13 protein-coding genes are annotated in these 14,087 nt (G+C 57.5%); 4 read left to right on the top strand and 9 right to left on the bottom strand.

Annotated elements, in window-relative coordinates:
- Positions 1-2 precede the first annotated feature (2 nt).
- The 4 genes from KO498_RS14110 to KO498_RS14095 are packed head-to-tail and all read right to left on the bottom strand — an operon-like array spanning position 3 to position 5,723.
- Positions 3-1,106: a mandelate racemase/muconate lactonizing enzyme family protein gene (locus tag KO498_RS14110; RefSeq protein WP_215960575.1), complete on the bottom strand. Its 1,104-nt coding sequence runs from the start codon at positions 1,104-1,106 to the stop codon at positions 3-5.
- Positions 1,103-2,209, bottom strand: coding sequence for a mandelate racemase/muconate lactonizing enzyme family protein (locus KO498_RS14105; protein WP_215960574.1), 1,107 nt, complete (start codon positions 2,207-2,209; stop codon positions 1,103-1,105). The genes KO498_RS14110 and KO498_RS14105 overlap by 4 nt, the downstream gene beginning before the upstream one ends.
- Complete coding sequence (locus KO498_RS14100) at positions 2,206-3,288, bottom strand: alcohol dehydrogenase family protein (protein WP_252731458.1); 1,083 nt, start codon at positions 3,286-3,288, stop codon at positions 2,206-2,208. The genes KO498_RS14105 and KO498_RS14100 overlap by 4 nt, the downstream gene beginning before the upstream one ends.
- Entirely contained in the window at positions 3,285-5,723 is a 2,439-nt protein-coding gene (locus tag KO498_RS14095) for an FAD-dependent oxidoreductase (protein ID WP_215960573.1), read from the bottom strand. Before KO498_RS14095 ends, KO498_RS14100 begins: the two co-directional genes overlap by 4 nt.
- Before the next feature lie 68 nt (positions 5,724-5,791).
- Between KO498_RS14095 and KO498_RS14090 the strand changes: the two genes are divergently transcribed.
- The 3 genes from KO498_RS14090 to KO498_RS14080 are packed head-to-tail and all read left to right on the top strand — an operon-like array spanning position 5,792 to position 8,210.
- Entirely contained in the window at positions 5,792-6,682 is an 891-nt protein-coding gene (locus tag KO498_RS14090; RefSeq protein ID WP_215960572.1) for a MurR/RpiR family transcriptional regulator, read from the top strand.
- The gene (locus KO498_RS14085; protein WP_215960571.1) at positions 6,675-7,775 is read left to right on the top strand and encodes an aromatic ring-hydroxylating oxygenase subunit alpha; all 1,101 of its coding nucleotides are present in this window, start codon (positions 6,675-6,677) and stop codon (positions 7,773-7,775) included. Before KO498_RS14090 ends, KO498_RS14085 begins: the two co-directional genes overlap by 8 nt.
- Positions 7,776-7,829: 54 nt before the next feature.
- The gene (locus KO498_RS14080) at positions 7,830-8,210 is read left to right on the top strand and encodes a carboxymuconolactone decarboxylase family protein (RefSeq protein WP_215960570.1); all 381 of its coding nucleotides are present in this window, start codon (positions 7,830-7,832) and stop codon (positions 8,208-8,210) included.
- A 644-nt stretch (positions 8,211-8,854) separates the two neighbouring features.
- Here the strand turns inward: KO498_RS14080 and KO498_RS14075 are convergent.
- Entirely contained in the window at positions 8,855-9,877 is a 1,023-nt protein-coding gene (locus KO498_RS14075) for a helix-turn-helix transcriptional regulator (RefSeq protein ID WP_215960569.1), read from the bottom strand.
- A 134-nt stretch (positions 9,878-10,011) separates the two neighbouring features.
- Between KO498_RS14075 and KO498_RS14070 the strand changes: the two genes are divergently transcribed.
- Positions 10,012-11,058 carry an alpha/beta hydrolase family protein gene (locus KO498_RS14070; RefSeq protein WP_215960568.1) on the top strand — a complete coding sequence of 349 codons (1,047 nt, stop codon included), beginning with the start codon at positions 10,012-10,014 and terminating at the stop codon, positions 11,056-11,058.
- Positions 11,059-11,098: 40 nt separating this feature from the next.
- On the opposite strand, the gene KO498_RS14065 is transcribed toward KO498_RS14070, so the two are convergent.
- Genes KO498_RS14065 through KO498_RS14050 form a run of 4 tightly spaced genes read right to left on the bottom strand, consistent with a single transcriptional unit; the run spans position 11,099 to position 14,018 of the window.
- Complete coding sequence (locus KO498_RS14065) at positions 11,099-11,629, bottom strand: adenine phosphoribosyltransferase (RefSeq protein ID WP_215960567.1); 531 nt, start codon at positions 11,627-11,629, stop codon at positions 11,099-11,101.
- A 14-nt stretch (positions 11,630-11,643) separates the two neighbouring features.
- The gene (locus KO498_RS14060) at positions 11,644-12,120 is read right to left on the bottom strand and encodes a DUF2269 family protein (protein WP_215960566.1); all 477 of its coding nucleotides are present in this window, start codon (positions 12,118-12,120) and stop codon (positions 11,644-11,646) included.
- A complete protein-coding gene (locus KO498_RS14055) occupies positions 12,121-13,392 on the bottom strand; it encodes an SDR family oxidoreductase (RefSeq protein WP_215960565.1) in 1,272 nt (423 codons plus the stop codon). It lies immediately after the preceding gene.
- Positions 13,389-14,018, bottom strand: a complete 630-nt coding sequence (locus KO498_RS14050) for a LysE family translocator (RefSeq protein WP_215960564.1) — start codon at positions 14,016-14,018, stop codon at positions 13,389-13,391. Before KO498_RS14050 ends, KO498_RS14055 begins: the two co-directional genes overlap by 4 nt.
- Between the last annotated feature and the right edge of the window lie 69 nt (positions 14,019-14,087).

Here is a 14,087-nt window from a genome sequence, read left to right as displayed (position 1 = left end):
TTTCAGTCCAGTTCAAGTATGGGGGTTCCAAGTAGGTCTAGATCAGGCGTGACGCCAAGGCCGGCGCCTTCGGGCGGGGCAATGCGCCCGTCTTTGCGTGTCGGGCAATCGGGCGCAATGCGCGGGCTGACGTAAGACGACAGATCACAGGTGTTCAGCAATGCGCCCTGCGGGATCGAGGCCGCGAAGTGCAGCGACGCGGCGGTGACGATGTCAGACCCCCACGTGCATTCGGCGCAAATCTCTGCCCCTAGGTGAACAGTGAGGTCGCGCGCGCGGCGCATGGCCGAAAGTCCGCCGAATTTTGACAGCTTCAGCGCAACCGCGTCCAAGACGCCAAGCTCATGTGCACGCATCAAGGATGCCAGATCATGCGCGCCCTCGTCGATCTTCATCGGCAAGCCAGTTGCTTGCCGGACAGCCGCACAGTCCTCAAGGGTTTTGCACGGCTGTTCTAACATGACATCAAGATGTGCAACCGCGCGGCCTGTGCGCGTGGCCTGCAGCTTGGTCGCGCCACAGTTCCAGTCGCCATAGACCAATGGCCCGTCGCCCACTGCCTCGCGAACCTTAGCCAATCGTTCCGCATCGGCCTGCCAATCAGCATCCGCGCCCAGTTTGACCTGAAACTGGCGGATACCTGTGTCGTAGGCGTCACGGGCGATCCGCGCCATCTCGTCAGGTGCAACGCAGGTGATCGAATGATAAAGCGGCATGTCGGCGCGGGTTCGACCACCAAGCAGGGCATAGAGTGGCTGCTCGGTTGCTTTGCCGAACAGATCCCAAAGCGCCATATCCACGACGGATTTTGCGTGCAGATGGCCTTGCAGAAACCCATCCAGCTTGCGCATCGGAGCATCGACCCCAAACGGGCAGACGCCCAGAATTTGCGGCGCCATTTCGGTGATCGCGCTCGGCACACCCTCGGCAAAGGCTGGCAAGTAGTGTGGTATCGGGCAGACCTCGCCCCAGCCTTTCAACCCACTGTCTGTTTCCAGACATAGCACGTGGGTTTTGACTGTGTCGCAGGTCTTTCCCTCGGCCATGTAGTAGGTTTCATGGCTGGTCAGATCGACTGACCATAGGGAGATGCCCGTTACCTTCACGGGTAAACGGCCACTGGATCACCAAGCGAATCCTCATCAGGATGAACGCCAAGGCCCGCTTCTTCGGGTAAATGGAGATGACCATCAATGTTGCGCGGGCCACGGCCACTGGCGATATCAATGGTCAGCATATCCTGACAGGCCCAGACGGCGTGACAGTTGGCGTCCGGAATGGTGGCGGCCAAATGCAGCGCTTCGGTGTCCGCCAGCACGGAGCCGCCCGTTGCCATGACGAACATGTCGATCCCGTGGGCTAGCGCCACATCACGCAACCGCGCGGCTTTGGTCAGCCCGCCGACGCGGTTGAGCTTGATGCCAAAAACTTCGGCCAGCCCGTCGCGTGCGATACGTGTCGCGTCTTGCAGGGTTACCAGCGTTTCATCGACCGACACAGGTGCTGCGTGTTTGCCAGCAATCGCCGCAATATCATCCAGCGTTTCGCAGGGCTGTTCGAACATCACATTCAAGTCTTCGGTTGCCGACATGACCCGCAATGCCTGCTGCCGCGTCCAACCTCGGTTCACGTCATAGAGAACAATCTCTCCATCCCGGCGAATGTCTTCAACGTCGCGAATACGGGCAATGTCACGCTCCACATCGCCTCCGATTTTGACGGAATGGGCGATATAGCCGCGCTGGCGGTAACGGTCGATCACAGCGCGGGTCTCCTCCACCGTCTTCGCGCCAACGGACGAGGCTATGGGGCGCGGCGTTCGTGATCCGCCTCCCATCAGGTCGGCGATTGGCAGGCCCGTAGCTTGGCCAGCGATATCCCAACACGCCATGTCGATTGGACTTTTGGCATAAAGGTGACCAGGCAGCGCGAGGTCCATCGCACGTTCGACATCCAGAACACGCCGCGGATCGAGCCCAATGATAAAAGGTGCCATCGTCTCGATGCCAGCACGTATGCCAGGCCCATGGGCGGGCACGTAGGTGTGCCCCCAAGGCGTGCCTTCACCCCAACCGATGAACCCTGAGTCGGTCTCCACTTTGACAAGTGTCGCATCTAACACTTCGAACTTCAGCCGCCCACCAGCCAGCCAGTAGGGATGCTCCAATGGCAGATCGACTTGGTAGACAGAAACGCGCGTGATCTTCATGGTGTCACCACAATGTTGCCGGTGTGTTTCTTGGCAATGAATGCTGCCTGAGCTTCGCGTAATTGATCGAGCGGATAGGTTGCGGCCAAGGCGGGTTTAATCTCGCCATTTTCGATATAGCGGATCAGGTTTGGCATAACCTCGGGCGCAATCACGGTTGAGCCAGTGAAGGTCAGATCGCGCAGGTAAAAGGTGCGCAGGTCTAGGTTAACCATGGGCCCTGCAATCGCACCCGAACAGGTGTAGCGCCCGCCGCGTTCCAGCACATCAATCAGCGTTGGCCAATAAGGGCCGCCGACGACATCTGCCACGACAGTGATTTTCTCGTTACCTAACGCGACGCGTAAGTTTTCAGGCGCGCGCGGAAGGATCACATCTGGCCCCAGCCGTGCCACTTCATCGTGCTTGGCTTCAGACGCCAAAGCGATCACGCGCGCGCCGCGGCGTTTGGCCAGCTGAACCAGCGCGCCGCCAACACCCCCCGATGCGCCGGGAACCAGCACGGTGTCGTTCGCACGAACTTGAGCTCGCGTCAGCATGCCTTCGGCGGTGGAATAAGAACACGAGAAGGTCGCCAGTTCTGCGTCGCTCAAACCCGACTGCACGGCAAGCGCGTTGCGCGAAGGCGTTGTGGTGTATTGCGCAAATCCGCCATCTCGTTCCGACCCGAAATAGCCGGTCTTGTTCATGTCATCGGGATCGTCTGCATCGCGCAGCCAGTTATCGCTGATCACACGCGCGCCGATACGCGACGGGTCGACACCTTTGCCCACAGCAACGATCTCTCCGCAGACATCGGCCCCCTGAATGCGCGGAAAGGTGATTGGCGCGCCGCCCCAAGTGGGGTCGTCTTCACCGACCTCATCAAACGCGCCACCCGTTGTCGCGTCCGTTACCGTCTTGGAATACCATCCAGAGCGCGTGTTCACGTCCGTGTTGTTCAGCCCGCAGGCCCCAACGCGGATCAGAACCTCGCCCGGCGCGGGGTCTGGGCGGGGCCAATCCTCGTGCAAAACCATTTGATCCAGATCGCCATGGCCCATTGTGACCATCGCCCGCATTGTCTTTGGGAGTGTCATGATACGTCCTTCCGTGGTTTCAGGCTTTCGGGGTCATAGGCAGGTTCGCCCAATACGCGGGCCGCACGGGGTTGGCCGTGGATCACCACCTCAAGCGCCGTGTCCGGTTTAGCAGCTTCGGGCTTGATATAGGCGAAAGCAAGGATTTTGCCCACGGTGGGGCCGTAGGCCACCGATGCGGTAGAGCCGACAACCTGACCGTTCAACATCACAGCCTCGCCGCCATGCCCGTCGGCTTTTCCATCGGGCTCGATTTCCAGATAGGCACAAACCCAAGGCAGATCGGTGTTCAATGTCTTGTCACGCCCAAGGTATTCCTTGTCAGAGCGGGCAAATCGCAGAACATCGGCCTCGGCCAAGGTCACTTCGTTGGTCAGCTCGCCCGCGCCTTTGAAGCCCTTCTCCATGCGCATAACATTCATCGCAAAGCTGCCGTAGTCGGCAATACCGTGGGTCTCGCCCGCAGCCCAAAGTGCATTGTAGACATCAAGGCAGGCGGCGGCAGGCATGTGGAATTCCCAACCAAGTTCGCCCGCATAGGACATCCGGAAGGCCCAAACGCTGTGCCCTGCAACCGTAATCTCTTGCGCGGACAGCCAGCGGAAGCCTGCGTTGCTTAAGTCGGCATCTGTGCATTTCTGCAAAACGTCTCGCGCCCGTGGCCCGTTTAGGGACAGCGCAGACCAGTCAGAGGACACCGCGGTGATTGTGGCGTCTTCGCCCGAACGGTTCTGGTTCAGGTGGTCAAGGAGACGCTGCTCAAAAAACGCGGCACAGACGAGATAAAATTTATCGTCGGCCATGCGCACAATCGTCGTTTCCAACTCAATCCGACCCGCGCGGTTTAGCATATGGGTGAGCGTGATCGATCCAACCTTTTGCGGCATCCGGTTCGCCGTGAGGCGATCAAGCAGCGCATAGGCGTCCGGCCCTTCGACGACGACCTTGGTGAACGCGGTGACATCCATAATGCCGACGTTTTCGCGTACGGCTTTGACTTCACTTGCGACGACATCGTCTACGACCGTGCGATTGAAAGAATAGTGATCTTCTTGTGTCACGCCATCGCGGGCAAACCAGCGGGGGCGTTCAAAGCCGTAAACTTCTTCGTGAACCGCGCCTTTGGACTTCAGCAATTCATAAAGCGGTGACGGCTTGATCGGCCGCCCTGCCAATCTGTTGAAATGCGGAAAGGGGATTTCGTGGCGCAGGCAATAGTCTTCCTCGGCTTTCACAACCTGCCAGTCCTTGGTGGCATAGCTTCCGAACCGGCGCGGGTCATAGTCGCGCATGGAAATATCGGCGGCACCATGCACCATCCAACGGGCCAACTCCCGCGTCAAACCGGGCCCCCAGCCGATACCGATTTGTGTGCCGCAGCAGCACCAATAATTCGTCACGCCAGGCGCGGGGCCGATCAGCGGGTTGCCGTCCGGTGGATGGCTGATCGCGCCGTGGACTTCACGTTGAATGCCAAGCTCGGCAAAGATCGGCATGCGGTTCAGGCTTTCCTCAAGATAGGGCATGACCCGATCGTAGTCGGCATCAAACAACCAGTTTTCATAGTCCCACGGGCAATGGTCATGCCAAACGGAATTCGGGTTCTCTTTCTCGTAGATCCCGATCAGCCCGCGCTTTTGCTCCATCCGGATGTAACCCGACACCTTCTTGTCGTCGCGGATGACGGGTAGCTCGGTGTCCAACGCTTCAAACTCTGGCACCGGCTCGGTCACGAAATAGTGGTGCGTCATCGAGGTCATCGGCAGTTGCAACCCCGACCACTCTCCCATCTGCCGCGCATAGGTTCCGCCTGCGTTGACGACATGCTCACAGATGATCGTGCCTTTGTCCGTCTCAACCTGCCACTCGCCTGAAGGCAATTGCGTGATGTTGGTTGCGCGGCACTGGCGGATGATTTTCACACCTTTCTGGCGGGCACCCGCAGCCATCGCCATAGTGACGTTGGTCGGATCAACATGGCCGTCGTCTGGCGTGTGCAGCGCGCCTAGAACACCTTCGAGGTTATAGAAGGGATGCAACTCGGCAACCTTGTCCAGCCCAACCAGTTCGATATTGAACCCAAGCGAGCGCCCGACCGACAGCGTATGACGCAGCCAGTCCATCTCGTCTTCCGTATAGGCCAAGCGGAACGACCCGCAGCCATGCCATGTCACTGGCTGGCCGGTCTCTTTTTCCAATCCACCAGAATAAAGCCCGATGTTGTAATCGACACATTTGCCCAGCCCGAAACTAGAGGTCGAATGGGTGATCTGCCCCGCCGCGTGCCATGTGCTGCCAGACGTCAGCTCTGCCTTCTCGAGCAGCACGGTGTCTTCGCCCCATCCCTCGTGGCCGAGGTGATAGGCAAGGCCTACGCCCATGACGCCGCCGCCAACAATGACGACGCGTGCGTGACTTGGAAATTCATTCGCCAATGGAATTGTCCTTTTGTGAGTCGTTTTTCTCTCGACAGGCTAAGCGAACAAATATACCATCGTCAATCATGAATGGGACAAATGTATCAAATACGATTCTCGAGCGTCTGGCAGGCGAGCTCACCGAGCTGACGCCTGAGGCGCGCAAGGCCGCAACCTATGTGCTGGAGAACCCCCGCGATGTGGGGGTTTCGACTGTGCGCGAAATTGCTGAGGCCGCGAACGTCAAGCCCAACACCGTTGTGCGCATGGCGCGGCAGGTTGGCTTTGAGGGCTACGAAGATTTCCGCGCCCCGTTTCGTGACGCGATCCGCCGCGGGGCGGCAGACTTTCCCGATCGCGCGCGCTGGTTGCAAGAAATCCGTAAATCGGGTGACCTTGGCGGGCTATACGCCGATATGGTGCAGGCTGCTCTGCGCAACATCGAAGACACCTTCGCCGGTATCTCCGTCGATGAGCTGAAAACAGCGGCGGAGGTCATTTGGGCCTCACGCAATGTCTTTACGCTTGGTGTCGGGGTGAACAATTCCAACGCCCGCAATTTCACCTATCTCGCCTCCACCGGCATGGTGCAATTCCACGCTATCCCGCGCCCCGGTTCCACCCCGATCGACGACCTCGCTTGGGCTGACAAACGTGATGTCCTGATCGCGATCACCTGCAAGCCCTACCGCACTGAGGTTGTCGAAGCCGTGCAATTGGCCCGCGCACAAGGCATGACCATTGTCGCGATTTCAGATAGCCCAGCCAGCCCGATCATTCGCGGCGCGGATCATGGCTTCGTCATTTCCTGCGATACGCCACAGTTTTTTCCCTCCTCCACCAGCACAATCGCCCTGCTTGAAACGTTGCTGTCCTTTGTCATCGCTGTTGCCAGCGACGAAATCGTGGATCGCGTCGAGACGTTTCATAAACGGCGACACTCTCTGGGGATTTATCGAGAGGCCGCCGATGACTGAAGCAATCCGATCCCTCGCCGCGCGCTACTACACCGATCCAAAGGTCTTTGAGGTTGAGGGCGCCGGGCTGCTGGCCCAGACATGGCAATTTGGCTGCCATGCTTCCGAACTGGCCAATGTGGGCGACTACGCCACTTTTGAGATCGCCGGTGAGAGCCTGTTTGCCATCCGTGGGCGTGATGAAAAAATCCGCGTGTTCTACAACGTGTGCCAGCACCGCGCGCATCAATTGGTCAACGGAAGTGGCACAACACGCGTCGTTGTATGCCCCTATCACGCTTGGACATACGAGCTGACAGGTGAATTGCGCGCAGGGCCCAATATCAAGGCCGTCGAGGGGTTCGACAAGTCCAGCATATGCCTGACCGAAGTCCGCGCAGAGGAATTCCTCGGCTTTGTGTTTGTAAACCTCGACCCGAACGCCGCCCCGATGGAAGAGTGGTTTCCGAATGCCCGCGCCGAGCTTGAGGAATGGGTGCCCAATTGGGCCGATCTCAAGCCGTTGGAATGGGTCGATATTCCGGAAAACTGCAACTGGAAGGTCTCGGTCGAGAACTATTCGGAATGCTACCATTGCTCTTTGAACCACCCGACCTTTGCCAATGGCGTGGTCAAGCCTGAAACCTATGACATCCAGCCCCAAGGCAAGTGCTTGCGGCACACCACCGAATGCCAAAGCCTTGAGGACATGACCTATGACGTTCACTCCGGCTTTGCGCATCAATACGAATATTCCAGCTGGTTCCTGTGGCCGATGTTTTCGTTTCAGGTCTATCCGGGCAATGTGCTGAACACCTATCACTGGCGCGCCATCGACGCGGATCATGTTGTGGTTTGGCGTGGCTGGTATTCAGTTGAGGGAGCGGACGACCCCAAAGTGCGGCAACTGGCCGTGCAGGATCGCGAGACAACAGTAGAAGAAGACATCCATCTTGTTGAAAGCGTGCAACGCGGGCTCGGATCGCGCGGCTACAAGCCCGGCCCACTGGTTCTAGACCCGTGCGGCGGGGTGAATTCGGAACACCCCGTCATGCACCTGCAAAGATGGATGCGCGAAGCGATTGATGGCCAAGACAAAGGATCGCATTCGTGAAGAGCTACTGGCAAAATTGCAGAAAATGACCCCATCAAATTGAAAGGCTAAGACATGAGTGCATTTGACGAAGATCTTTTTCTGAAAGGCTTGGAACAACGCAAAGCCACGCTTGGCGCTGAGTACGTTGAAAAGAACCTTGCCGCCGCCGATGATTTCACCCGCCCCTTTCAGGAAGCGATGACTGCATGGTGTTGGGGTTTTGGTTGGGGCGACGATGTGATCGACGCCAAGACGCGTTCGATGATGAACCTGTCGATGATCGGGGCATTGGGGAAGATGCATGAATGGGAAACTCATTGCCGTGGGGCGATTAACAACGGGGTCACCCAAGACGAAATCCGCGCAATTATCCACGTCATCGGCATCTATTGCGGCGTGCCGCAGGCGTTGGAGTGCTTTCGCGTTGCCCGAAAGGTTTTAGAAGAGGCCTGATATCAAGACATTGAGCCAGTTTAGTTGCTTGATAATGCAAACACCGTGTTAGTGGCCCTACAAAAGAGAAGACCCCTTCTAACGCCTTTACCGTCACCAAGAAGCAGACCTTTGAGCACTTGCAGCGAAAGGCAACGCCGTCTGCAAAGCCGATGTTCGGAACGATCTAAACCCAGCCAAGTTTAACAGTGGTTTCAGAGCGTGGGAGTTGACGCTGGAGGCGCCCGAAACGAACGCCTGCTGAACACAGCGCACGGCGCATTAAGTTAATCAGCGTTAAGCTTTGGTGCCAAAACTGTGCATACAGGGAGCCATACATGTTGCTGCATAGGGTGCTGCACAGCGTTGGCACGGGCGGCTCTTGTGGTGCTGACGGCGTTAACCACAAAGTGCGCAGGGGTTATGCGGGCTTAGGGGGCTTGTTGTAGGCTATTGTTACGAAACAGTTATTTGAAAAATTATCAGCTATATGTTCAGACGGTTGCACCTGTCATATCTGCCCACTCAACGCTGATGAGCCGCAACGAATAGCGCCAAAACCAAAAACGGAGCGATTTCGGAAGATATTTTATTTTTTGTTAAGCAAGCTTGCCAAAGCCTTATAACGCCGTGCGCTTGGAGCTTGGCAGATCGAAGATAGCGGATCAGCCGCCAGATTGGGTGCGATACTGCGCCGGAGAGCAGCCAAAGACGCGCTGGAATTCGCGGTAGAAGTTGGAGCGGGTCAGGAACCCCGAGCGCTCCATCACCTTGCTCACACTAACGTCGCTTTCGCGCAAAAGCATCGCCGCGTGATCAAGCCTAAAGCTGTTGACGTATTGTGACACGTTCATCTGCTTGGTCTGGTTGATCGCCGACGAGAGACTGCGCGCAGGAACATGCAAGCGCTTGGCGAGGCGCTCCAGTGAAAGTTCGGTATCAAGGTAAAGCTCGTTGTCGACAAGAAGGTTGCGGGCGGCTTCTTCAATGTGGGCCTCGTCGTTTTCGGGCGTGACCTGCGTCTTGTTGGTGCTGTCACGGGTGTTGGCCGAGACCGACAAAATCAGCGTTAGTAAGCCCGCAAGTAGGGACAGCGAGCCATAGGAAATTAGTGTCATGGCGTTGTCTTCACGGCCAAAAGCAAAGCTAAGCGCGATGGCTGTGTCGATGGTGAAATTGACCAGCAAAAACCCGACAGACCAAAGCGTCCATTTGTGCAGTGAGGGGGCCATCTCAAGGCGCACATAGGCGAGGTAATTGGCCCCTTTGCGCCACAGTCGAAGGAGCGCAACGGCGTAGGCCAGATAGCTGATGCCAATGGCGATATCGAGGGTGTCCCAGCTTTGAAGGCTTAGGCTAACGACGAGCGCGATCGTCGCTATCGCGAGGTGAACGCCGATACGCTGTTTGTCCGTTTCCGGTGGGAAGGCAAGCGAGGAAAATCCGAGGTAAACCAGCGGTGCGGCATACAAGGGCAAACAGCGCTGCAAGACGACGAGACGCTCGAACCCATACCCGAAGCGCAGGCCAACGAGCAAAGCGGATACGGCGGTAAGCGCGAAGAAGGCGATGAACAGATTGCGCGAAAACCTGCGCCCCAGATCAAGTCGCGCCGTGAGCACACAAGCAACGCAGGACAGCACGAAAACGAGGATCGGAAGCGGAAAGGAAAGCAAGGGAGGCTGCATAACTTGTCCTATATTCTGCGACGGCTGTCCTTGATCGTGATTGAGGACAGGTTTGAGCGGCTCGTGCCATTGCGTGCTGTGTTTTCTTAGACAATCTCGATGTCATAGCAAACCTCAAAAATGGAGACGACCCAATGGCACCCTTTAATGTAACGGCATCAGTTTTGGCTATTTGCCTAAGTGCATCCACGGCTTTGGCCGACACGTTGAGCACCGGTTTGAGTACTGGCATCCAACAGCTTGAAGTCAAAGACGCCAGTGTCAGCCGCCCGCTTTCAGGCTTTGTGTGGTATCCAACAGAGGCCAAGGGCGCGAGCGTTATGGCCAACGGGAACCCCGTTTTCCAAGCAATTCCTGTGCAGCCGGACGCAGAAGTCCAAGGGGGCAAGCACCCGTTGGTTGTGTTCTCGCACGGGATGTATGGCAACGTACGCAACCAGGCTTGGTTGGCGTCGGCGTTGACGCAAAAGGGCTATATCGTGGCTGCGGTTGATCACCCGGGAACCTCATCGTTTTCGCGTGATGCTGATCAGGCCCGTGAGCTTTGGCAGCGGCCCAAAGATATCTCACGGCTGATTGATCATCTGCTGGCTGACGAGAGTTTTGCCGCGCATGTTGATACGTCGCGGATATTCATGGCGGGGCACTCGCTGGGCGGGTTTACTGCCGTTGCCCTGGCTGGAGGACGGTTTTCGCCGGAGAAGGTTGATGCCATGTGTGCGGCGGGGGAGGACGATTTGATCTGCGGAATTCTGGACGGTTGGAACATTGCCAAAACACAGGACGATCGCGCGGCTATGGCGGCTGATTTGTCTGACGACCGGATCAAGGCTTTTGCTGTGTTTGACCTTGGCGCAACGCAGGTATTTTCACCCGAGAGCTTGGCGGCGATCAACGCACCATTGCAGATATGGGGCGCTCCTGAAGACATTGCAGGCATGAACCTCGATCTTGAGTCGAGGGCTTTGAAAGCCGCTTTGTCAGAGGGTGTCAGCGAGTATCACGAGCCAGAGGGCATGGCACATTTTGATTTTCTCGGAGAGTGCACGGCGAAGGGCTTGATGATCTTGAAAGAGGAAGAACCCGAGGATGCGTTTATCTGTATTGATGGCACGGAACCAAGGCGCGCTCTTCACCAGATGATCGCCGAAAAAACCGAGGGCTTCTTTGCAGACCAATAGCCAAAAGAACGGCACCTCGCTTGAGCAATCAGGCGGGGTCTCAAAGCCCCTCGAACTCGCAGAGCACTTTGACGTCCATGCCCATGTTTTCAAGACGTTTGCGGCCGCCAAGCTCGGGCAAGTCGATGATAAACGAACAGCCGATGATCTCGCCGCCTAGACGCTCGATGAGCTTAATGCTGGCCTCGGCGGTGCCGCCGGTTGCGAGGAGGTCATCAACGACGAGAATACGCTCGCCAGCTTTGATAGCATCGTCGTGAATTTCCATTGTCGCCTCGCCGTATTCAAGCGTGTATTCTTCCGAAATCACGGCGCCGGGGAGTTTGCCTTTCTTGCGGATCGGTACGAAGCCGAGCGAGAGCTGATGCGCGATTGCGCCGCCAAGGATAAACCCGCGCGCCTCAAGCCCGACGACCTTGTCGATCTGCATGCCAGCGTAGGGGTGGAGCATCTGGTCAATCGCCATGCGGAAACCGCGAGGATCGGAAAACAGCGTGGTCACATCGCGAAACAGGATGCCCTCATGCGGGAAATCAACGATGGTGCGGATGTAGTCTTTGACGGTTTTCATCTTGGTGTTCCTCATCAGAATCCGAAGTCTGGTTTGCTTACCATGAGCCAGAAAACACCTACAAGTGCTATGAAGGCGGGCCAGCCGAGACTGAACCATATTTTGTAGGCTTTGCGGGCTTTCTGTGGAAGGCCTGTGCCGGTGTTAAGCGCGGTTTTGGCAAGGTCGCGGATGCGCATTTGCAAGTGCACGACGGGCAACCAGCAGGCGAGAGCAAGAACGTAAAGCGCATAGGTTACGAGCAACCATGGCTCGGTGAATTCATAGCCTTGCAGACTTATCAGCCAAAGGCCGGTGAGCGGCTGGATGATGCCTGCCGGTGTGGTGAATACCCAGTCAGCGATCACCACACCCGAGGCCACAGAATGAATGGTTTCCGGCTTTCCGGTGCGCATAGCCCAGACCATCTGAAAGGCCGTGCCCATGCCCGTTCCGAAGAGCACAGTGCTTGACAGAATGTGCAGAAATTTGACGGTGAGATAGGCGTCCATCTAGCGTTCTTCTTCAAGAATAAGGGTGACGGCAATGAGGGCGAGAATAGGAATATTTTTGAGCAAGCCACCAAGCGGAAGGAGCCAAAGAGCAGGGCTTAAGGCGCTGAAAACAAAGGTATACCCGCCGACCAATGCGAGTTGCGCTAGCGCTGTGAGCCTAGGCCTATACCCGCGCAAGAGAGCCGCAGCGAGGGCAATGTCAAACAGCCCGCCGAGCCGCGCGAGGGCTATGAGAAACCCGTCAGGAAGGCCAGTATGGCCGAGCATCGGCAGGAAGGTATTTGAGGGCAATAGAAGGCCAAGAAGACCGGAAGCCAACCAAAGAAACGCCAGCGTTAACCGCAAGGCCGGACGGGCCAGATAGAGCCGCGCATGCCAGATATCCTGAGTGCCTGCGGGGCGTGCATTGACGAATTGCGAGAAGCCACGTGGGTTGGTCGGCAGGGGGCTGTCGGATTTGGCGACGACACCGTGTTCGAGCTGCGCAACCGCCTGCGCCGAAATGGGGCCAAGATGCATCTTGTCGCCGATCCAACCCAAAGCGCGCGCAAGTCGTATCGGCAGGCGAAGAACGGGCTGAGGCTTTAAACCGAGCCAAGCACGTAAGCCTTGTAGCACCTCTGCTTGGGTGAGGGTTTCCGGCCCGCCCACATCGCGCGGTTCGGGGTTTGTTGGCTGCGACAGCGTATGCTCGACCATTGCGGCCAGATCGCTGGCATGGATCGGGTTGAACTGCTGCTGACCGTCGCCAACGACAGGCGTGCGAAAGGGCAAGACGGCGAGCGCGCGAGCGAGGGAGGAACCACCATAGGAGGTGTCGGCGAGCACAAGCCCTGCGCGTAGGATGTTCAGGCCGTTTTCGCGTGCGACACCTTCACCTGCTCGGCGGTATCGAGCGAAGTCTGTGTCGGCGGTCTGGATGCCGACTGCCGAGACAAGAACGCCCTTGGTGCCGGCCGGAAGAGCTTTGTAAATATGGTTCGGAGCGATCACGTGAACAGCTTCATAGACAGGGTGCGGGGCACTTAAAACACCGGCGGCATTGACGAGGTGTGTGACGGTTTCAAGCTTGCTTTGCCAGAACTCGGCAGTCAGGCTTTCGGGCTTGAAAAGATCTGCCTCAAGCGTGTCAAAACCCATCGCCTTGAGCTTGGCAGTGTTGCGCGCATGGGCCAGAACGCGCCATCCGCAGGCGCGAAAATGAAAGGCGATGTGACGCCCGATAAAGCCGTCAGCACCGAGAATGAGAACGGTCTTTCGGGCAGTCATGCAGCGCGGCGCAGGGTTGCAGTGAGCACGCCCATACCGATGAGTGTGAGGCCGCCAGCACGGGTGAGCCAGGCGAGAACCGAGGGCTTCGAGATGACGCTGCGCAGCTTGTCAGCGAGCAGGGCATAGGCCAGCGCGTTAAGCGTGGCGAGGCCAACAAAGGTTCCGATCAGGATCATGATTTGCGGCAGTAGCGGCGCGTCAGCCTGTAAGAACTGCGGCACAAACGCGACGAAAAATGCGATGCTCTTCGGGTTGAGCGCGGTCACTGTCGCGGCCTGTGTGAACACACGGCGGGGCGTAACATCTGCGGCGCCTTCCGACAGGGCGATGCCGTGGCTTGAGGCTGATCGCAAAAGGTTTACGCCCATGTAAACAAGGTAAGCCGCACCGGCCCATTTGAGCACAATGAAGGCCGTTGACGATGCGAGCACCAAAGCGCCAAGACCCGCAAGAGAGGCCGACATGGCGACCAGATCACCCAAAGCGACACCAGCGGCCGAGGCCAAGGCAACAGAGCGGCCCTTGCTCATTGCGTAGCTGAGCACCAACAAGATTGTCGGGCCGGGGATCATTAGCAAAACCGTTGAAGCAAAAACGAACGTTAGCCATATCTCCAGTGTCATAGTTAAAGCTATCCTCTTAACAAATCATGAGCGGCGCGTTCCGCACCCTAGCAGCCCGCAAAAAACTGA

This window comes from Lentibacter algarum (genome assembly GCF_018860975.1).
Taxonomy (GTDB): domain Bacteria; phylum Pseudomonadota; class Alphaproteobacteria; order Rhodobacterales; family Rhodobacteraceae; genus Lentibacter; species Lentibacter algarum_A.
Note: the sequence above shows the minus strand (reverse complement) of the source record. Positions and strands in the feature narration are given on the sequence as shown.

What these genes read in the sequence shown, in the direction of transcription:
- KO498_RS14105 (WP_215960574.1), bottom strand. Translation starts at nt 2,209, where the DNA reads ATGAAGATCACGCGCGTTTCTGTCTACCAAGTCGATCTGCCATTGGAG.
- KO498_RS14100 (WP_252731458.1), bottom strand. Translation starts at nt 3,288, where the DNA reads ATGACACTCCCAAAGACAATGCGGGCGATGGTCACAATGGGCCATGGC.
- KO498_RS14090 (WP_215960572.1), top strand. Translation starts at nt 5,792, where the DNA reads ATGAATGGGACAAATGTATCAAATACGATTCTCGAGCGTCTGGCAGGC.
- KO498_RS14085 (WP_215960571.1), top strand. Translation starts at nt 6,675, where the DNA reads ATGACTGAAGCAATCCGATCCCTCGCCGCGCGCTACTACACCGATCCA.
- KO498_RS14080 (WP_215960570.1), top strand. Translation starts at nt 7,830, where the DNA reads ATGAGTGCATTTGACGAAGATCTTTTTCTGAAAGGCTTGGAACAACGC.
- KO498_RS14075 (WP_215960569.1), bottom strand. Translation starts at nt 9,877, where the DNA reads ATGCAGCCTCCCTTGCTTTCCTTTCCGCTTCCGATCCTCGTTTTCGTG.
- KO498_RS14070 (WP_215960568.1), top strand. Translation starts at nt 10,012, where the DNA reads ATGGCACCCTTTAATGTAACGGCATCAGTTTTGGCTATTTGCCTAAGT.
- KO498_RS14065 (WP_215960567.1), bottom strand. Translation starts at nt 11,629, where the DNA reads ATGAAAACCGTCAAAGACTACATCCGCACCATCGTTGATTTCCCGCAT.
- KO498_RS14060 (WP_215960566.1), bottom strand. Translation starts at nt 12,120, where the DNA reads ATGGACGCCTATCTCACCGTCAAATTTCTGCACATTCTGTCAAGCACT.
- KO498_RS14055 (WP_215960565.1), bottom strand. Translation starts at nt 13,392, where the DNA reads ATGACTGCCCGAAAGACCGTTCTCATTCTCGGTGCTGACGGCTTTATC.
- KO498_RS14050 (WP_215960564.1), bottom strand. Translation starts at nt 14,018, where the DNA reads ATGACACTGGAGATATGGCTAACGTTCGTTTTTGCTTCAACGGTTTTG.